General features: G+C 54.2%; 17 protein-coding genes and 1 riboswitch. Of the genes, 3 read left to right on the top strand and 14 right to left on the bottom strand.

All coding sequences use genetic code 11. The annotated features are described in order from the left end of the window. Positions 1-87 precede the first annotated feature (87 nt). The 11 genes from AK95_RS04585 to AK95_RS04535 all read right to left on the bottom strand — a co-directional run bounded on the left by AK95_RS04585 (position 88) and on the right by AK95_RS04535 (position 15183). Positions 88-1113, bottom strand: a complete 1026-nt coding sequence (locus AK95_RS04585) for a DUF2332 domain-containing protein (protein ID WP_071218784.1) — start codon at positions 1111-1113, stop codon at positions 88-90. Positions 1114-1296: 183 nt separating this feature from the next. Continuing rightward, positions 1297-3093: a thiol reductant ABC exporter subunit CydC gene (cydC, locus tag AK95_RS04580; RefSeq protein WP_071218783.1), complete on the bottom strand. Its 1797-nt coding sequence runs from the start codon at positions 3091-3093 to the stop codon at positions 1297-1299. Continuing rightward, positions 3090-4970, bottom strand: a complete 1881-nt coding sequence (locus AK95_RS04575) for an ABC transporter ATP-binding protein/permease (protein WP_071218782.1) — start codon at positions 4968-4970, stop codon at positions 3090-3092. The genes cydC and AK95_RS04575 overlap by 4 nt, the downstream gene beginning before the upstream one ends. Then, positions 4970-5986 carry a cytochrome d ubiquinol oxidase subunit II gene (gene cydB, locus AK95_RS04570; protein ID WP_071218781.1) on the bottom strand — a complete coding sequence of 339 codons (1017 nt, stop codon included), beginning with the start codon at positions 5984-5986 and terminating at the stop codon, positions 4970-4972. Before cydB ends, AK95_RS04575 begins: the two co-directional genes overlap by 1 nt. Next, on the bottom strand, positions 5973-7376 hold the full coding sequence (locus AK95_RS04565; protein WP_071218780.1) for a cytochrome ubiquinol oxidase subunit I: 1404 nt from the start codon (positions 7374-7376) through the stop codon (positions 5973-5975). The genes cydB and AK95_RS04565 overlap by 14 nt, the downstream gene beginning before the upstream one ends. Before the next feature lie 287 nt (positions 7377-7663). Further along, complete coding sequence (ade, locus tag AK95_RS04560; RefSeq protein ID WP_071218892.1) at positions 7664-9466, bottom strand: adenine deaminase; 1803 nt, start codon at positions 9464-9466, stop codon at positions 7664-7666. Positions 9467-9723: 257 nt separating this feature from the next. After that, positions 9724-9825, bottom strand: a riboswitch (purine riboswitch). Between the two features lie 107 nt (positions 9826-9932). Next, a complete protein-coding gene (locus AK95_RS04555; RefSeq protein ID WP_071218779.1) occupies positions 9933-10511 on the bottom strand; it encodes an NAD(P)H-dependent oxidoreductase in 579 nt (192 codons plus the stop codon). A gap of 60 nt (positions 10512-10571) precedes the next feature. Continuing rightward, positions 10572-11162, bottom strand: a complete 591-nt coding sequence (locus AK95_RS04550; RefSeq protein WP_201259351.1) for a TetR/AcrR family transcriptional regulator — start codon at positions 11160-11162, stop codon at positions 10572-10574. Positions 11163-11325: 163 nt separating this feature from the next. Continuing rightward, positions 11326-12570: an MFS transporter gene (locus AK95_RS04545; RefSeq protein ID WP_071218778.1), complete on the bottom strand. Its 1245-nt coding sequence runs from the start codon at positions 12568-12570 to the stop codon at positions 11326-11328. A 124-nt stretch (positions 12571-12694) separates the two neighbouring features. After that, positions 12695-14467: a sensor histidine kinase gene (locus AK95_RS04540; RefSeq protein ID WP_071218777.1), complete on the bottom strand. Its 1773-nt coding sequence runs from the start codon at positions 14465-14467 to the stop codon at positions 12695-12697. Next, positions 14464-15183 carry a response regulator transcription factor gene (locus tag AK95_RS04535; protein ID WP_071218776.1) on the bottom strand — a complete coding sequence of 240 codons (720 nt, stop codon included), beginning with the start codon at positions 15181-15183 and terminating at the stop codon, positions 14464-14466. Before AK95_RS04535 ends, AK95_RS04540 begins: the two co-directional genes overlap by 4 nt. A gap of 141 nt (positions 15184-15324) precedes the next feature. Here AK95_RS04535 and AK95_RS04530 point away from each other — a divergent pair, with 141 nt between their 5' ends. Both AK95_RS04530 and AK95_RS04525 read left to right on the top strand, forming a co-directional pair. After that, positions 15325-16554, top strand: coding sequence for a DUF418 domain-containing protein (locus AK95_RS04530; RefSeq protein ID WP_071218775.1), 1230 nt, complete (start codon positions 15325-15327; stop codon positions 16552-16554). A 219-nt stretch (positions 16555-16773) separates the two neighbouring features. Further along, entirely contained in the window at positions 16774-17079 is a 306-nt protein-coding gene (locus AK95_RS04525) for an antibiotic biosynthesis monooxygenase (protein WP_071218774.1), read from the top strand. 133 nt (positions 17080-17212) lie between these two features. On the opposite strand, the gene AK95_RS04520 is transcribed toward AK95_RS04525, so the two are convergent. After that, on the bottom strand, positions 17213-17683 hold the full coding sequence (locus AK95_RS04520) for a hypothetical protein (RefSeq protein ID WP_071218773.1): 471 nt from the start codon (positions 17681-17683) through the stop codon (positions 17213-17215). Between the two features lie 136 nt (positions 17684-17819). On the opposite strand from AK95_RS04520, the gene AK95_RS33330 reads away from it, so the two are divergent. Continuing rightward, positions 17820-17951 (top strand): DUF4023 domain-containing protein, encoded by a 132-nt coding sequence (locus AK95_RS33330; RefSeq protein WP_009590359.1) that lies wholly within the window; start codon positions 17820-17822, stop codon positions 17949-17951. Positions 17952-18042: 91 nt separating this feature from the next. Here AK95_RS33330 and AK95_RS04515 read toward each other — a convergent pair whose 3' ends face one another. Together AK95_RS04515 and AK95_RS04510 are read right to left on the bottom strand one after the other, a co-directional pair. After that, positions 18043-18384 (bottom strand): DUF1801 domain-containing protein, encoded by a 342-nt coding sequence (locus AK95_RS04515; protein ID WP_071218772.1) that lies wholly within the window; start codon positions 18382-18384, stop codon positions 18043-18045. 42 nt (positions 18385-18426) lie between these two features. Beyond that, positions 18427-18825, bottom strand: coding sequence for a VOC family protein (locus tag AK95_RS04510; protein ID WP_071218771.1), 399 nt, complete (start codon positions 18823-18825; stop codon positions 18427-18429). Positions 18826-18896: the final 71 nt, after the last annotated feature.

Here is an 18896-nt window from a genome sequence, read left to right as displayed (position 1 = left end):
TGCTTGCCGTCACTTCACACGGAACAATGGCAGGTGCCTCACGATTCGCTATGCTTCTTCAATCAAGCTAACGGGACTACTGCCGCTTCACAACAGCCACTGGAACCAGCGAGCATGCCCGTCCGTCCGCGCGACCATAAACTCGCTTCGCACGCCCCTGAGGATATAATCCGCATGAAGATCGCCATCCTGCATATTGTTGTAGACATGGACGATATCGCGGACGCTTCCGATTTCATTCAAGTGATGCAGCAGCTTTTGCTTGGATGCCTCCGGGATCTGATTGGCCACATGCGTATGAAATACGCAAATGACGGCCTCCTCCGGGATGCTCTTCACGATATCGGGAAGCAGTTCGGTCCCGTCCCCTTCCCGGAACTGTATCCCGGACTGCTGCTTCAATACCTCCGCCGCATGCTCCAGCATGGATACCCTGTCGTGATTCCCCGGCCAGATTAAAGACCGCAGCCACAAAAAGTGCTCCGGGTTCCGCACGTCATTCACATGCAGATCGATCCCCATCCGATAGACGACCGGGGGAATGGAAGCTGGCAGGAACGGCGTCCGACCTCCTCTGATCTCCGATGTAATATGAACCTTCGACCGCGCTAGGCCGTAACGAACGGCGTCTCCATAGGAGTAGCTGTACTGATCCCACAGCAGCTGCAATCCGGCACTGGTTCCAAGCTCCACCAAGGCAAGCGGCTTACGGACCTTATCATAGATCGAGCAGAACACCGGGTACAAATACGCACAGCGGCGGACTTCGTTCGTCTGTACCCGTTTACTCTCCAGGATCCTGATAATGGCTGCCTGATGCTTCAGCACAAATGAACGAAAATAGGGATAACAGGAGCTCATTTCCTTCGGATGCTCCACAAGACCGGGGTAATACGCCCTCAGATCCGGCCCCTCACCCTGCAGCAGCAAATATTGAACGGCGCCAAACAGCATATTGGGGACAGGCTGGCCTGCAGGAACAAACGCAGCGACTTGCAGCACCTCTTCATCATCGGCTATATGGCGAGCCAAGTACTCATAGAACACACTGGATCCCGGACATTCCCGTTCAGCAAAATGACGAAACACGTTCACCAACTGTTTCGAATCCACCCTACACCACACCCCTAACGTTGTAATTAACCCTTGATCCTGCTTAAGACTAATGTTACATCTTTCCAGAAGGCACGTGGATTCTGATCTTTTATCGGGCTTATAAGAAAAAAAGAAGGCAACAAAAAGAAGAACCACCCTCCTGAAAGGTCGGTTCTTCTGCTGACAAATCGCTATCGCTGTCTATATCGCCGGACGATCCAAACGGTACAAGTTCCGATACCGCGGATATCGCTCCATCAGCTCATCATGGGTACCCCGCATGACGATTTGACCGTCTTCCATGAAGAGGATCTCATCCATGCGCTCCACGCCGACCAGATGATGCGTCACCCAGATCAAGGTCCGGTCCTGCAGGCTGGCGAATATGGTGGACAGCAGTTCCCGCTCCGTTTTGGGATCCAGCCCGACCGTAGGCTCATCCAGAATGACAACGGGCGTTTTCTGCAGCAGGATTCGGGCCAAAGCCACGCGCTGGCGCTCTCCTCCGGAGAAACGCTGCCCGGCTTCCTGCATTCGGGTGCGAAGACCTTCCGGAAGGGAAGCCACCAACGGTTCTAGCCGTGCCAAAGCAACCGCGTCCCGTATTTCCGCTTCCGTGGCATCCGGCTGTCCGAGCCGGATGTTGTTTGCCAGCGTCGTATCGAACAAATGCGGACTCTGGTTCAACACCGAAATAACGGAAGATATCTCGTCGCCAAACCGCACGGAATCCACTCCGCCTAAAGTCAGGCTGCCCCCTGAGGGTGCCAGCACACCCTGAATCAGCTGCAGCAGGGTGGATTTGCCTGCACCTGAACGCCCTATAATGGCCACCTTGGCCCCAGGAGGAATATCCAGGGATACATCCGTTAACGTAGCCCCTTCCCCATTCATACCGGATCGTTCCAGCCCGGATTTGCCGCCTGCCGCCTGATCATAACGGAAGCTGACGCCATCCGCCTTCACATGGACACCGCTGCTTATGACAGATTCGATCTCTCCCTTATTGAGCTGTTGACCCCGATTCCGTTTCCCTTCAGATGTTTCGGCGCTTTCTATCGCCTGAAGCCTTGCGACCGATTGGCCGTACTGCGGAATCCGCTCCACGGCTTCGGATACCGGCAGGAATGCGTCCATTAACGGGAACACAACCAGAACGCAAGCCGCGATCAGCGTAACATCGATCGAGCCGTCCGCATACTGCCTTCCTGACCAATACACCATCGATACCACCGTCACGGCAACCACGCATTGGCCGATAAAAGCCCGAAGACGCGACCAGCGCTTGAGAGAGCGATCGGTCCGGTCGACCTCCGCTTCATCCGCCTCATATCCGGTCAGGAATTCCGTCTGCCGGCCGCTGACATACCATTCATGAATGCCCAGTACCGCGTCGGTCAGCTTCTGGTAGAGGTTGCTTCGGGCCTGCTTCATTTCCCGGTTCTTCCGCTTGGTGAGCAGCAGGGAAACGAGCGGCAGTACCAGAATCAGCACGGCTGCATACAGCGCGAGCAGAAGAGCAAATGCCGGATCAAACAGGCCGACGGCCAGAATGACCCCGGCGTATAGCACAAGCGCAACAATCGATGGAAAGACCGTACGAATATAGACGTCCTGCAAATACTCGATATCATCGGAGAGCACGCCCAGCAGATCCCCGGTGCGGTACCGGGAGGATAAACGGAGGGCTTGCGGTTCCAGAATGCGGTACAGCCGCAGGCGCATCTGGGACAGGATGCGAAGAATCGTGTCATGCCCCACCAGGCGCTCCACGTAATGGATGACCGCGCGTCCGATGCCGAAGGTCCGAACCCCTACGGTCGGCACGTATACCATCAGGATATTTTCCGGTCTTAGGGCGGACTTGGAGATCAAATACCCGGATGTGAACATCAGCATCCCGGCGAACAGGATCGTGAGCACGCCAAGCATCACAATCAGCAGAAAGCGCCAGAAGTTTGCCGTTACGTAAGGCCGAAACCACGATTCCTGCTTCATTGTACTCCCTCCATCTGCGATGTAATCAACCCATAATAGACGCCTTGCCGAGCGATAAGCTCATCATGGGTTCCCGTTTCCGCCACCCGCCCCTGATGCAGAACGATGATGTAATCCATATCCTGCATCCAGTGCAGTCTGTGCGTCGCGAAGAATACCCACTTATCTTGAAAAAGGGAAAGCATCCTCTCCTTCAGCTCGTATTCCGTCTCGATATCCAAATGGGCCGTCGGCTCATCCAGCAGCAGAACCCGCCGGCCCCCGAGCAGCGCTCTGGCCAAGGCTACACGCTGTGCCTGACCGCCGCTTAAAGTGCGCCCGCCGCCGCCGATCATCTCTGCGAGTCCGCCAGGCAAGCTCTTCACCAGATCCGACAGACCCGCCGCTTCTACCGCTGCCTCGACTTGCGCTGTGGTCGCCTCCGGCGCATAAAAGCGAACATTATCCGCCAGGCTAGCACCGAATAAATACGGCTGCTGCGGCATATAGGTGACCTCGGTCCGCCACGCCCGCCGGTTCCAGTCCTCCAGCTTCACGCCGTTTAGCTCCATCACGCCGGATGTAGGCGCCATGAATCCACCCAATAGCTCGATGAGCGTGGATTTGCCGGCCCCGCTCTCCCCGACGATGCCGATCTTGCGTTGACCCGGTATCCGGAAGCTGACATCCTCCAAGGAAGCCGGCCCCAACTCTTCGTGCCTGAGGCCGATTCCGGACAGCTCCAGCACGCTGTGGTGATCCCATTGGAATGGCGGCTGCGGTCTGCGGCTGGAATTAGAGAAATTATTTTGAATTTTAAATGTTAAGCCCGTTGAGGTCCGTTCCATCGTTCCTGCCGCCAGGGTTTCAAGCGCTCCAGTTGGCCCGAATGGACCCGCTCCATTGACCGAACCCTCCGCAGCAACAGAACCCGGGATTCCACCCAAATGCCCCTTTCGGGCCTCCCGAATCATGGATTGCATCGCTTCCCCTGCCTGCTTGCCGTCCAGCGTGGCATGAAAGTCCGCCCCGACCATGCGCACCGGCAGGAAATACTCCGGTGCCAGGATCAGGATGAGCAGCGCGGGCAGCAGCTCCAGGCTGCCGTTAATGAGGCGCAAGCCCAGGTTTACTGCAACAGATGCCACGGACAGCATCGTAAAGAAATCCAGTGCGAAGGACGACAGAAACGCCACGCGCAGGGTCCGCATGGTAGCTGCACGATATCCCTCGCTGACCTGCTGTATGCTCTCACTGTGCTTGCGGCTCTGTCCCAGAAACTTCAGGGTAGTGAGACCTCTAAGCGAATCTACAAAATGATTGGACAGCATTCGGTAGGAATCCAGCTGCCGCTCGGTCTGCTTTCTCGCGGCAAGCCCCACGAGGATGAGGAATACGATCAGGATCGGCATGGTCACCAGCAGAATAATGCCCGATATCCGGTCCGTCATGAACACGTACAGCCATACCAGAGCCGGGGTAATGCCCGCCCCCATCATCCGCGGTATGGTCAGCTCCGCGTATTTGCGGAACTTGCCGATGCCCTCCAGCACAAGCGTAACCACATTGCCCGTTCCTTCCGACCGGACAAAGGACGGTCCATTCCGAAACAGCTCATCCAGCAGCTGCTTCCTCAGTCTCGTGCCCGTCTCCTCGGCAAAGCGCTGTGCGATTCCTTGCTGCACAGCCGAGATGCCGTGGCGTGCCAGAAATGCAAGCAGGAACAAGGCAATGGTCTCCCCCTGCTCCTGCAGCGTTGATCCCGCAAACAGGGCGGATACGGCTCCCGCCAGCCATTTGGCTTGCAGAAGGATGGCCATGCTCTGTGCCAGGGTACATACGGCGACAAGGAAGAATACCGTCTTGGCGCCTTTGTATCCCAGCAGATCTTTTCCCATCAGTACTCCAAATGCTCCTTCTCATGTACCCGTTTGTGGAAAACGAAGTAACTCCAAATTTGATAGCCCAAAACAAACGGCAGCAGCGATACGGCCACAATCGTCATGATCTTGAGGGAATACGGTCCGGAGGCCGCATTATAAATGGTCAAGTCAAATGCAGCGTTGATGGAACTGACCATCACGCGCGGGAACAAGCCCACGAACACGGACGTTACCAGCAGGGCGATAACCGCCCCGGTCATCCCGAAAGCCCAGCCGTCCCGCTTGATGTTCATGAAATATCCGCCCAGCAGGAACGCGAGCAAAGCCAGCACCAGCAGCACGGTTAACACCACGCCACGCTTCTCGAAGATATCGGTCATGAAATACGTCATCACCCCGAATGCCACGAACAGGGCCGCTACGGGAAGCAGGAGTCTCCGGGCCATACGGCGCGCCCGTTCCTGAAGATCCCCCATCGTGCGCAGTGTTGTAAACATCAAGCCATGCAGCAGGCAGAGCATCACCATCGTCAGTCCGCCAACCACAGTATAGCCATTCACAACATCAAACAATCCGGCATGCAGCTGCATCTTCTCGTTAATGGGGAGCCCCTGAATCAGGCAGGCAAAGACAACGCCGAGCAGGAATGGCGGAAGCACGCTGCCGGTGAAGATCGCACCGTCCCACACCCGTTTCCAGCGAACATCGCCCACCTTGCCGCGGAATTCAAAGGCCACCCCGCGTCCGATCAAGGCCAGCAGAAGAAAGACAAGCGGAATGTAGAAGCCGCTGAACAGCGTCGCATACCAGTTCGGGAAGGCGGCGAACATGGCGCCGCCCGCCGTCAGCAGCCAGACCTCGTTGGCGTCCCAGAACGGGCCGATCGAGTTGATCAGCACCCGGCGCTGGGTATCATTTTTGGCCAGCAGCTGCGTGGACATCCCGACCCCGAAGTCGAAGCCCTCCAAGAAGAAGAAGCCGATAAACAAGACGGCAACGAGCACAAACCACAGTTCGTTAAGAGACAGCATTGTAGCCCTCCTTATTAAACGGATCGCTTGCGTGGTGGTCCTCTTCCTCCGCCGCATACGGTCCTTTCTTAATGACTTTGATAAATAGATACGCCATAACGGCTGCCAGCACCGCATAAATGGCAGTAAACATGATCAGCGAGAACAGGATAGAGCCTGCGCTGACGTTCGGTGAAACACTGTTCTCCGTGGTAATCAGTCCGAATACCGTCCAAGGCTGGCGTCCGATCTCCGTCATGATCCATCCCGACGTATTGGCGATGAACGGCAGCGAAATGCCCAGCAGCATCAGTCTGAGGAACCACTTGCCGGCCTTCTCGACCTTTTTGCGCAGCATCAGCCACGCTCCGTACAGTCCCAGCAGAATCATGACGCTGCCGGCGGCCACCATAATCCGGAAGCTCCAGAATGTTGTGCGCACGGGAGGGATATAATCTCCGGGACCATATTGCTGTTCGTACTGCGCCTGCAGCTCCTTCATCCCGATGACTTCACCGGAAAACTTGCTGTAGGACAAAAAGCTGAGCAAATACGGGATTTTAAACTCCATCGTGTTCTCCTGCTTATCCGGATCGATGGCCGCAATGACCGTCCAAGGCGCAGGATCATCGCTCGTTTCCCACAGGCTCTCCGCAGCGGCCATCTTCATCGGCTGCGTATCCACCAGATACTGCGCCTGCTGGTGACCGAATACCGCAACCAGAATAGAGGTAATGAGGCCAATCACGATGGCGATGTGAAATGATTTCTTAAAGAAATCCAAATCCTGCTTCTTCATCAGCTTGTAGGCACTCACACCTGCAACGAGGAACGCCCCGGTTGCCAGTGCCCCGAAGATCGTGTGCGGGAACTCCACCAACAGCTGACCGTTTGTAATCAGTGCAAAGAAATCATTCATCTCCGCCCGCCCATTATTCATCTCGAATCCGACGGGTCGCTGCATGAACGAATTCGCTGCCAGAATCCAGAATGCGGACATCAGGGTCCCAAACGATACCAGCCAGATACTGAGCAGATGGACCTTCTTCGATAAACGGTCCCAACCGAATATCCACAGTCCGATAAAAGTCGACTCGAGGAAAAACGCCAGCAACGCTTCAATGGCAAGCGGTGCGCCAAATACGTCGCCGACAAACCTTGAGTAATCCGACCAGTTCATGCCGAACTGGAATTCCTGCAGAATCCCTGTCACAACCCCGACCGCAAAGTTAATCAGGAACAGCTTTCCCCAGAACTTGGCCATTTTCTTGTAGACTTCCTGACCTTTAACAACATACATCGTCTCCATGATGGCAATCAGAAACGCCAATCCGATGGACAACGGTACGAAAATAAAGTGAAAAATGGTTGTCGATGCGAATTGAATTCGCGCCAGCATAACCGGATCCATATCAGATACCCCTTCCTTTAGCTCACGTGATCACTTCAAATTTGATTCTTTTTGTATTGTCGCAGACCATGCCCTAAAGGATTGTGATAAACATCACAATATCAGGATAGAAACCGGGGCAAAAAGTTATAAATTTGTGACGAAAATCACTAAGTGAACTGCGATTTTGTGCTCATCGAGGAATATGGAACGGTTCGCTGTCTCTGCTCGCATTTTAAAACCCTGTATTTACACTACAAAAAAGCAGGTTCGCCATCAGGCCAACCTGCTTCGGTATATCTGCGCCCTTATTGAACCGCGCCAATCTCGGTTTCGATGAGCTTGAATTCGGTTACGTCCGCGATCCCGCGGTTGGTAATGCGAATTTCCGGAATCACCGGCAGCGCAATGAGCGAGAAAGTCATGAACGGAGCATGAATGTGGCATCCGAGGTCCTTCCAAGCCTCCTCCAAGGCAGCAACTTCCTCCGCTACGATCTCAACCGGACGATCCGCCAGCAAACCCGCAATCGGCATCGCCACCTTCGCCAGCACCTTGCCATCCCGTACTACGATCATGCCGCCACCGCACGCCGCCAACTCATTCGCCGCGAGTGCCATATCTTCGGCATTCGTGCCCATCACCAGTAGATTGTGGCTGTCGTGCGCCACCGTGGACGCAACTGCGCCGGACTTCAGTCCGAAGCCGCTCGCAAAACCGAGCGAGATTTGTCCCGTCGTGCCGTGGCGTTCAATGCATGCCAGCTGAACCACGTCCTGATCCAGGTCTGGCTGGATCAGGCCTTGCTCCACGGAGAGCACCGCTGTCATTTTAGCGGTACGGGCGCTGTTCTCGATGACGCGCACCACGTTCACTTCCGTGCGAGTTGCATCGAATTTGCTGCGCAGCAGAAAGTCATCCGCAGTAAGCGAACGCTGCAGCCGAACCGAGTTAAAGGCTTTTTCCGGGTATTGATATACCGGGAACGCCTTCACGAGTCGGCCGTTCTCTGCAACCACTTCGCCATCCGTGATCACGACCGAAGGCACCATGCTCAACAGATCATCAATCAGCAAAATATCCGCCGTTTTGCCAGGTGAAATGCTGCCAAGCTCCATGTCCATCCCGAAATAACGAGCGACGTTGATCGTTCCCAGCTGGATCGCCGTAACCGGGTCCACGCCCTCTTCCATGGCGCGGCGGACCACATGGTTCATATGTCCGAGTCTCAGCAGCGTCTGCGGATACACATCATCCGTAACCAGAGAAATATTGTCTGTACGCACCTTATCTTCCGTTATGACCTTAACCACTTCCTTCACATCCTGCCATGCCGAACCCTCGCGGATCATCAGATGCATGCCGAGGCGAACCTTCTCCAAAGCCTGCTCCCGGGTTACCGTCTCATGGTCGGAGCTTACGCCTGTTGCCATATATGCCTGCAGCATCCGGTCATCCTCTGCCGGAAAATGCCCGGTCACCGTCTTGCCTGCACGCAGCGTCGCTTCGATCTCCCCGCTCATGGTCGGATCGCCATACACGACGCCCGGGAAATTCATCACTTCGCCAAGCCCGGCAACACCGGGCCATGTCAGCCCTTCCTCAATGTCGGCTACGCCCAGCTGCGCCCCGGCATCCTCCAGATCGAAGGTTGACGGCACACACGAAGGAACGGTGGTGAACACCTTCATCGGCAGCTGCTGCCCTTCCTCATGCATCCAGCGCACGCCCTCCATGCCGAATACGTTGGCAATCTCATGGGGATCCATATAAACCCCGGTCGTTCCGCTAACGATAGCCGCCTTGGCAAACTCGGTCACGGTGAGCATTGTGCTCTCCACATGCATATGACCGTCAAGCAGGCCCGGCGAGATATATCGGCCATTCGCTTCAATAACCCGAGTCCCCTCCCCGATCGTGTGATCCGCGTTGCCGATATAAGCAATGCGTCCGGAGGCCATGGCCACGTCCACTCGCTCCTGAAGCTCGCCTGTAAACACATTTACCAGCGTGCCGCTCTTGATGACCAGGTCGGCGGGCTCCTGTCCTAAGGCAACCTTCCCCAACTGCCGGCTGACCTCGTATCGTTTCTGTCTCTGGATTGAACTCATGATGATTGCACGCTCCCCTTTTTTAAATGAACGGTAAGAATACAAAATCGATCCGCTGTATAACACGCCAAACAACCCGGACAGCGTATCTGCCCGGGTTGCCTGCAACTATATCCATTGAGGAAGAGAAGTCACACGCGGCAGCCATGCATTGCTAATAGTCTGCACATCACCCCATCCGTTAAAACGTGCTTAGATCCCATTTCAGGCGATCTTGCAGCCCGGCTTCGATGTTTATGCAAAGCCGGGCTTGGGGAGCGGATTCTCAACCTTCATGTAGTCAAGTCATTTACGGTAACCTGGTAGAAACGCCTGGGCCCTATTCCCCGGCATATACATCAAGATTTGATTTTGAAACATGACCCATTCAATTCTTTGGTCGTTTCATTTGTTGTATGAATTATAATCCTCCTGCCCGAGAAGTCAAGCCATTGGAAGGAACTGTACATCACACACCCTGCCAGCTTTAGGCTAATTTCCGTCCCATTCTGAGTACACGCTCAAGCCATTGCTTTCTTGCCACTTCAGGCATTTTGCGAAGCTGCGTAATGTTCGTGGCACGCACGCTGCCTACGCCGCAAAACTTCAGAATGGAATGTTTCATCATTTGATGCCCCGGCTGGCCGAGATAGAAACGGTAGTAGACGTACGGCGAATCCATCGTGACGATGAGACGGGCCGTTTTCCCTTTGAGCAGCTGCTCGGGCAAGGGCGAGTTCTTGCGGTACTTAAAGGCAAAGCCCGGCAGAAACACCCGGTCGATGAACCCTTTGAGCAGCGCCGGCATGCCTCCCCACCAATTCGGGTACACAAACACCAGGTGATCCGCCCAAGAGATCAGTTCCTGCGCTTTTTGCAAATCCGGCTCCAGCGGTTGTTTACCCTTATAGCCACCGGAGAGATTCAGGTCAAACTCCAGCTCCGCAAGCACCAGCTCCCGCACCTCCGCCCCGGATTCGGCCGCCCCCCTCGCATAGACCTCGGCCAGCTGGCTGCCATAGCTGTTCTCAATAGGATTGCCTTGAATAATTAAAACCTTTTTCATATGTTTCTTCCCCCTTATAATTTGGTTAACAATCACTAACCTGATGGTAAAAAGAAAAGGTCACGCCGGACCTTTTCCCAAACCTGTTAATGCCAATAAATGCGCCGTCACTTCAGGTGCCAGCGGCGACAAAGGTTCCTCCAGCTCCCCTTGCATCGTTGCGATCGCCAGCTGGCTGAATGCACCGATGATCAATACAGCAGTTAATCGCGTGTTCTGCGGCGGGATGTCCCGCTGCAAGACCGCTTGCTCAAGCAGATCATGCAAGGCGTCCAGGGGCTGGCGTCCTCTGCTCTTTAGCACCTCCGTAAATAGCTCGTGATGTTGGGACAAGAGCAGCAAGCCGTATTTATCCTCGTCATACGAAGCCAGCACCCGGGTGACGAGCGCCGACAGCCGCTCTGTAAACAAGCCGGGGCGGGACGCATAATCATCCACCAGACGCGTATAGCTGCTGCAGTATTCCTCGAACGCCTCCGCTGCCACGGCATCCTTATTCGTAAAATGCTTATAGATCGCCGCATCTGTTACACCCGCCGCCGCGCCGATCTCCTTCACCGATACGCCGTCCACGCCCTTCTCGGCGAAGAGCTTCATGGCAGCCTGCAAAATATCCTTCTTCTTGCTATCGAAATGCGGTTTCTTTTTCATGCTCATATCATAAGTGAACACTAACCAAATTGCAATAACCAACGCAATAAAGAGGCTCCCCCTTGCCCGGAGTGCCTCTCCATTCATATTTTCTTCGCTTCCCGCCGCTTAAAAACGCACGCTCAACCTTTTTTTAAACCATGAGCTCAATCTCATGCCTATGTTAAGCTCCGGCTTCGACAGGCGCCGCCTTTACCTTTTTGCCGTACAGCAGCATCAGCGGGATGCTGATCACAAATGCCCCGGCAACTAGCAGGAAGGGAATTCTCGGATCAATGCCATACGCCCAGCCGCCAATGATGCCGGATGGCGAAATGACAATAAGGATGAGCACCTGGAGCAGCGCGAATATTTTGGCGCGGTTCTCATCGTCTATGGCGTTGGCCACCGCAGTCTCCAAGTATGGGTACGTCATCATGGTGCCGATTGCGGCAATGACGGTGCTCAAGCTCAGCACCAGCAGATCCCCTTGCGGCGCAAACACCAGTATGACATTGGACAATACCGATATAACGAACCCCCATACCATCGTCCGGTGCACATGCTGCTCTCCGATTCGGGGCATGATCCACCGCATGAATATGAGCATAATTACGGAGGAGAATGCCGGAAAGACGGAGATCAGGCCGCTCCCCAAATGCAAATATTCCACCATGAAAATGGAGACATAGGTCGTCTTCACCGTCATCTGAAAATTAAATAATATATACACGCCGAAGATCATCAGCAGCAGCGGGTTTCCGAGCATGCTCTTCATCACCGAAGCATAGTCGGACATCCCCTCCCGCAGGCTCATTGCCTTCGTTTCTTTCATCTTGCGATAACCGATATCCGTCTCCCTTGTCGCATAGTGGCGCCCGATGAACTGGATCGTCATCAGGATACAGGCCAACACGAACATGATGCGCACCCCGGGCACAAGCGTGAAATGATACACCAGCAGCCCGCCGATCGGTGCAAACAAGCCGCCGACAACGCTAATCAGCTGCAGCAGCGTAAAGACATAGGTCCGTTCCTTCGGCGCGGTGTCCTCCACCAGCAGACAGTAAAAGGCGGTATGCGGCACCTTCTGAAAGCCGTTGATGACCGCCGCGATCACAAAAAACCAGAAGTTCTGCGAAACCGCCCAGAGCAGCGTAGCCACGGTCCAGCTTAGTACGTCGAAGTACAGCAGCGCTTTTTTTCTGCCTAAACGGTCCGTTAAATACCCGCTGAGAAACGAAGAAAGCACCTGCACAAGCAAACCGATGGAGGTAATCCAGCCGATTCCCGTCTCGGTTACCCCAAGTTGGTACATGTAGATCGAGGTGTACGTCGTGAACATGCTGTAAGGAATAAGAAACAGCGGCTCGTAAACGAGACAGCCCCGCGCATTGCCAGTCAATTGCCGAAACGAAGTAGAACCCATAATATCCTCCGGACCTGAAGTGTAGTCGTTGCTTAGCCATTATAGCGCAACCGGGCCTGCAGCAGGATAGGAATGTTGAAGGATTTTTGAGGCGATTCGGGAAATGCCGATCCAATCTGCAAGGTTACTCCTTGCCGCGCTCAGCAGCCCCCTCACCTTCTTGTATGGAAGCCTCAGGCAATAGCACGGTGATGGTGGTTCCTCGGCCCACTTCAGACCACACATTTACCCGGCCCCGATGCGCTTCGACAATCGCCTTGGCGATGCTCATCCCGAGTCCCGAGCCGTCCATGCTCTCTTCGGTATTCGTTCCCCGGTAGTAACGCTCGAACAGATTGCAGCGGGTCTCTTCGTCCATCCCCACGCCTTGATCCGCAACCACGATCGCCGCACCGCCCGGACGTCTCTCCACCCGGACCTCAACGTTTACCCCATCCGGATTATGCTTCACGGCATTCGTGATCAGGTTATCCATCAACCGCTGCAGCCACTTGGCATTGCCGTCGACGAGCAGCGCCTCTTCGCCGCCGATATAGTTGAAATTCGCATCCAGCGTGGCATCATTGACGTATTTGAGCACGCAGCGGCGCACCAGCTCATTCAGGTCAAGCCGGGTCAACTCCTGGGGGCGGATCTCGCTTCTCAGACGGAAGACGAGCGAGAAATCATTGATCAGCTCCAGCATGTAGTCCCCTTTTTCCCGAATCACCGTTCCCATCTCCCGCAGTTCCTCCTGACTCCAATCCTGCGGTGCATTCTCAAGCATATAGCCGTAACCCTGGATGGAGGACAACGGAGTACGCAAATCATGCGATATCCCGGACATCCATTCTTCCCGGTTACGATCGAGCCGCTCCCGTTCCCTCTCGGTCTCGGCAAGCTGCTCCGCCATCTTGTAAAACGAATGAATCACTTCCTTGTACAGCTTGAAGCGCGTGCGCAGCTTTCCGTTCTTACGGAATACCCGCTTCCGGTCCTTCGGCGTCAGCACTTCCTCGTAGGCTCCGCTCCCCATCCGCTCAAACCACCCGGTAAACAGCAGCAGCGGCCGGCTGTACCGATATCCATGCCATATGGCGACCCCTAGTGACAGCACAAGCACGCAGACCATCGTCCATAACGCCACACGGATCAGCTCGTTCATCATCGGTCTTTTCTCCAGCGCCCCGTCCTGCGGCGTATGATATACCCAGGTGTTGCCGCTGTCCGCATCGCGATAAACCGCGATATGCGTGGAATACGTGCCCGGCTGCTCCTGCATCGTAATGATCTCCAGCGGGTGGTAGCTTACCTTATTGTCTGAATCGGTTCCAATCGCTTGGACAACGCGGCCCTCCCGGTCAATGACATGCAAATAACCGCCTAGACCGGCTAATTCCCGTTCGAGCTCCGCTTCATCCTCCGGCCTCACCCTGCCGCCGTTCTGATAATGGGCATACCATTCCCGAAGATGGTCCGAACCCTCATCGATACGTCCGATCAGATACAGCAGCGGTTCTTCATAGGTCAGATCCATCTGCCAATCCATTGTGTACTCGCCGAGACGGCGCTCCTCCTTGATCTCAAGCAAGGTGCTTACCGAGTACTCCGATGGAACATCCGTAGTCGTATTGGTGGAAAGAATCACGTTTCCGTCCATATCCACCACTTGCAGCCACATATCCTTCTCTTGAAGCAGGAGCTTCCACTGTTCCTGCAGCAGGACCTCCCCATTCTCCGTCACCGTCTCGGTCACGATGCTGTTCAGGACACCTGTCGGAAAGTTCCGTTTGATCTCATCCTCGCTGATATGTTTGATCAGGAAGAATAAGAGCACGATCAGGAAGCAAAACATAAACGCCGAGAACGCAATCAATTGGTACGTAAAATGAAAGGCCAGCCTTCTGCGCAGTCTCATCGGGCTTTCTCCTTAACCAGCTTGTAGCCGAGCCCCCGGACCGTCAGCAAATATTGCGGGTTGCTCGGATCCTCCTCGATGCGTTCACGGATGCGGCGGATATGTACCATGACGGTGTTGTCCTCGCCCATGCCGTCGATGCCCCACACGGCTTCGTACAGCTGCGACTTGGAGAATACGACCCCCGGATGCTTGCAAAAATAAAGCAGCAGCTGAAAGACCTGCGCGGGACAAGGCACAGGCTCTCCCAGCACCGTAAGCTCGCCTGCGGATTCATCGACCTTAAACCGGCCGAAGTCCCATGCACGCTGTATTACCGGCTGCTCAGCCGACACGTTCGCCCCGATGCCGCCACGGCGCAGACGCGCCTTGATCCTTGCGGCAATCTCCAACGGATTAAAGGGCTTGGTGACATAATCGTCCCCGCCCATCGCAAACCCGGTCAGCACATCCAGATCCGACGCTTTGGCCGTCAGAAACAGGATGTGCGGACTGCCGTAGGAACGGATCTGCGGACAGAGATCAAATCCTGTGCCGTCCGGCAGCATGACATCCAGCAGCACGATATCCGCTCCGTGTGCCGCGATTTCACTGAGCGCCTCCTTACAGCTGGAAGCAGTGTATATGCGGTTAAAGCCTTCCTTGCGCAGCACCATCTGCAGCATTTTCACAATGGAAGGTTCGTCATCTACAATTAAAATTCGTGTTTGATCCATTTTATCCTCACCCGACATTTATGCTAGCACAACAACCTTAACAGGAGTTAAACAAATGCGGGAAGAGTTAAGAAAAAGTTAGGTTGCCGTTTCCGAGTTATTTCGTTTCGAGCTTTATACTTGGTGTCAGAGGTGATTGACATGAATTCAAATAAACGTTCCACGGCCGTGGATGCGATTCGCGGCTTGAGCTTGCTCGGTATCCTGATGGCCAATATGCTTATTTTTCAATACGGCATGTTCGGCAAAGACGAGCTGCATTTCTTCCAGCCATCCACGCTGGATCTGATTAGCCATGACATGCTGAAAGTATTCGTAGAGGGCAGCTTCATGCCGATCTTCACGTTCCTGTTCGGTTACAGCATGATCAAGATGCGGGAAAGCCTGATCGGCAAAGGGCTCAAATACGGACGCAGCTTTTTCCGCAGGTCCGTGCTGCTGATCGTTCTCGGTTTGCTCCATTCGACATTCATCTGGGAAGGCGATATTCTGCTGTTTTACGGAGCGATCGGACTCTTCCTGGTGCTGTTTGTGAAACGGAAGGCCAAAACAATCCTGATCTGGGGGATCCTCTTACTCGCGCTGATGTCCCTCCTCGGATATGGCTCTATGGAGCCTACGGCAGGTGAAGCCGAGCGTATGGAGAATTATGTGAAGCAGTCTATTGAGGTATACGGCAATGGCACGTACAGCGAGATTCTGAACTTTCGTTCAACTGAGGAAATGCCCATCGACCTTCCGGATTGGTTGATGCTGCTGGTCATTCTGATTGCTCCGCTGATGAGCGCGCCAATGTTCCTGTTTGGTATGGTCGCCGCCAAACGCGGGCGCTTCCTCCATCCCTCCATGGAGATCAAGCTGTATCTAAGATGGTCTCTGCTCATACCGGTCGGGCTTGGACTTAAGACCGCAGGGGTTATGCTCGGATCCACCCACGGCTGGAGCGGCGTACTTACGATGCTTGGCGGACCTCTGCTCGCGCTGGGTTATATACATCTGTTCGCTTCCCTATATGCCTTCTCGTCTAAACAATCGGTCATCATCCGGGCGTTTGAAGCGGTTGGGCGGATGTCGCTAACCAACTATCTGACGCAAAGCGTTGTGTGCGTACTGATATTCTACGGATTCGGACTGGGTATGTTCGGCAAGCTCGGCGTGCTGCAAGGAGCGCTGCTGGCCGTCCTGATCTATGCTGTACTGGCAACGGGCAGCCTGCTCTGGTTGAAACGGTTCCGCAGCGGACCCGTTGAACGGCTGCTGCGCATCGGCACCTATTGGTCATGGAGCGGCAGGGCGAAACCCAAAGTCATGACGCCGGCTGCCGCCGTACCTGCGGCAGAGTTTCCGGCAGAAGGTCCTCCGGTGACTTAAGCATGCCGCAGCTTTGGCTTGCCGGGGAGCCCTGACTACGAGGCTTTTGTGGCTTTTGTGGCTTTTGTGGCGCTTGTGGCGCTTGTGGCGCTTGTGGCTTTTGAGGCTCCCTAGCTCCCAAGATGAAATCGGCCCTTCCGTTCAGGTATAATGGACATACAGGCAAGGGGTTAGACATTTTTGGAATTTATCCGGTCGTTATCGAAGGAGGAATCTTGCATGCTGGTTGTTACAAACTCGATTAAGGTTACACCGGGCTTCGGACAAGAAATTGCGCAGCGATTCGCTGAAGCGAAGGGTGTCCAGGAGATTGAGGGATTCGTGCGGATGGAAGTATGGCACGAAGCCAAAGAAGGCGCAGAGGCAGAGGAACTGAAGGTCTCTACGGTATGGGAAAACGAGGAGGCGTTCAAACGCTGGACTTCCAGTGAATCGTTCAGGCAATCGCACGGTCAGGGCCGGAATGAGAATATTTTGGGCGCTTCCTTGAACAAATATGAGCTGTTGATCAGTCATAAGAAGTAATATGGAACGGGTTTTCACCATAAATACCCCGCCCGGGCGATTGCCTGTGGCAGGGTATTTTTTTGCCGTGATATGACAATTGCCTTCTCCATTCATTCGTTCACGATCCCTGTGAAACCGTAAGAGACATACCTCAAGGCTCCTGATCGTTTATCGTGTATCCCGGCAGCAATTCAGGGTTGTGGGATCGACCCAGCTCGACCATATACGTGTTCAGATCGTTCAACGCGGGACCCGCCAGCACATACGATTGTCCATCCACCTCAAACTCGTTCGCTACGCGAACCTCCTGCTCACCCTGCACGACGTCCATAAAGAACAGAAATCCCGGTGACTCGTTATCTGTGATCCGCTTGGCTTGAAGACTGTCCACTCGCTCCATGACCGGTTCTATATCCTGCTTCTGATCCAGCACCATCCGGGTCCCATCCCCATAGATCACATGAATGGCCTTCACCTTCGCTGCATCCAGCTTCATCAGCTTCTTGACGGAGTACAGGCTCTCGTCTGCGGACCCCGCATCCTCGTCAAATCCGCTGCAGCCGACCAGACCCAGAACAACGATAATTCCAATCATCAAGATGAACGCGAGCTTACTGGACATTCCTTCATCCCTCCAAACGAAAATCTCACCATCTGTGTCTCCATTCCAAAGTCACCAAATATGATCAGGGCGAAATGGTTATATTAAGCACGATCAGGCAAAGCCATACATTCTGAGCAAAAGGAGCTTACGTCATATGGAAAGCACGCACGATTTTGTGGAAAAAATGAACGAGAATGCGGAGAAGGCCCGTCGCAACAAGGAAAATCACGGCAAAGGAACACCAAGCGACAAGCTGCCGACCAAGCAGCACGGCACCAAGAAGTAAAATGACGTTTACCGCGATCCTCACAGGATCGCGGCTATTATATCAGGAACGGTTCAAACACCGTTTATCCGCGCTTCCTATTACATATGATTTACAGTCCGTCGGATGCCTGCTTCAGAAAGGATCCGAGCGCATCATAATCGACCTGCTGCCCGGACGTAATTTTGATGGTTTTTCGTTCAGGCGGTCCTTCAAACAACGCTTCAGGCCAATCCAGGCCATCCGCATTGAAAATCGTAAAGCTCACGGCGCTCTTCGCGACGCTGATCACAGCTGCATATTTTCCGTTTTTCAGAAAATGGGGCTTTTTGTATTGAAGCCGTTCCGAAACGTCCGGGATCGTGCCGTGCACAAGCTCCCGAAGCCGCTCGCCGACCTCCACCTTCCAGGTATCACTAATGGCTGCAATGTAATCCGTAACTTCTTGATTCATCTTATTGGCTCCCTCTTATTCGTAGTATGGTATTTTTCCAACTCAACCCTGATGAACCATCTGCCAGGTCATGCCGTACCGGTCTACCACTTCACCGTAGTAGGCTCCCCAAGGCTGCAGGGCAAACGGATATTTCTCGGTCCCCCCAGCGCTAAGATGGCCATAAGCGGCGCGCGCATCTTCTTCGTGATCAAACGTGATGGCCATCCCCATGCTCGTGCTCTTGCCGGTTTCCTGAAACGCATCGGTGAGGATCAGCTTGTTGCCGCCAGCCAGCGTTAACGACATGTGCATAACCTTATCCTGATGGGCTTCCGGTATGCCCGGCATGTCCTTGAAGGTAGTCAACAAATCGATCTCTCCACCCAGCGCTTGCATGTAAAAATTCGCCTGACCTCTTGCATCCTCCGAAATAATAAAAGGTACCATTTGTGCTTGCATGTTCATCTTCCTCTCGGTTTTTTTGTTTTATATCTAAATGACGAACGAGATTTTATGTAATCGACACATCT

This window comes from Paenibacillus sp. LC231 (assembly GCF_001860525.1).
Lineage (GTDB): Bacteria > Bacillota > Bacilli > Paenibacillales > Paenibacillaceae > Paenibacillus_AQ.
Note: the sequence above shows the minus strand (reverse complement) of the source record. Positions and strands in the feature narration are given on the sequence as shown.

What these genes read in the sequence shown, in the direction of transcription:
- AK95_RS04555 (WP_071218779.1), bottom strand. Translation starts at nt 10,511, where the DNA reads ATGAAAAAGGTTTTAATTATTCAAGGCAATCCTATTGAGAACAGCTAT.
- AK95_RS04565 (WP_071218780.1), bottom strand. Translation starts at nt 7,376, where the DNA reads ATGGATCCGGTTATGCTGGCGCGAATTCAATTCGCATCGACAACCATT.
- AK95_RS04525 (WP_071218774.1), top strand. Translation starts at nt 16,774, where the DNA reads ATGCTGGTTGTTACAAACTCGATTAAGGTTACACCGGGCTTCGGACAA.
- AK95_RS04540 (WP_071218777.1), bottom strand. Translation starts at nt 14,467, where the DNA reads ATGAGACTGCGCAGAAGGCTGGCCTTTCATTTTACGTACCAATTGATT.
- AK95_RS04510 (WP_071218771.1), bottom strand. Translation starts at nt 18,825, where the DNA reads ATGCAAGCACAAATGGTACCTTTTATTATTTCGGAGGATGCAAGAGGT.
- AK95_RS04520 (WP_071218773.1), bottom strand. Translation starts at nt 17,683, where the DNA reads ATGTCCAGTAAGCTCGCGTTCATCTTGATGATTGGAATTATCGTTGTT.
- AK95_RS04545 (WP_071218778.1), bottom strand. Translation starts at nt 12,570, where the DNA reads ATGGGTTCTACTTCGTTTCGGCAATTGACTGGCAATGCGCGGGGCTGT.
- AK95_RS04550 (WP_201259351.1), bottom strand. Translation starts at nt 11,162, where the DNA reads ATGAAAAAGAAACCGCATTTCGATAGCAAGAAGAAGGATATTTTGCAG.
- AK95_RS33330 (WP_009590359.1), top strand. Translation starts at nt 17,820, where the DNA reads ATGGAAAGCACGCACGATTTTGTGGAAAAAATGAACGAGAATGCGGAG.
- AK95_RS04515 (WP_071218772.1), bottom strand. Translation starts at nt 18,384, where the DNA reads ATGAATCAAGAAGTTACGGATTACATTGCAGCCATTAGTGATACCTGG.
- cydB (WP_071218781.1), bottom strand. Translation starts at nt 5,986, where the DNA reads ATGCTGTCTCTTAACGAACTGTGGTTTGTGCTCGTTGCCGTCTTGTTT.
- ade (WP_071218892.1), bottom strand. Translation starts at nt 9,466, where the DNA reads ATGAGTTCAATCCAGAGACAGAAACGATACGAGGTCAGCCGGCAGTTG.
- cydC (WP_071218783.1), bottom strand. Translation starts at nt 3,093, where the DNA reads ATGAAGCAGGAATCGTGGTTTCGGCCTTACGTAACGGCAAACTTCTGG.
- AK95_RS04530 (WP_071218775.1), top strand. Translation starts at nt 15,325, where the DNA reads ATGAATTCAAATAAACGTTCCACGGCCGTGGATGCGATTCGCGGCTTG.
- AK95_RS04575 (WP_071218782.1), bottom strand. Translation starts at nt 4,970, where the DNA reads ATGGGAAAAGATCTGCTGGGATACAAAGGCGCCAAGACGGTATTCTTC.
- AK95_RS04535 (WP_071218776.1), bottom strand. Translation starts at nt 15,183, where the DNA reads ATGGATCAAACACGAATTTTAATTGTAGATGACGAACCTTCCATTGTG.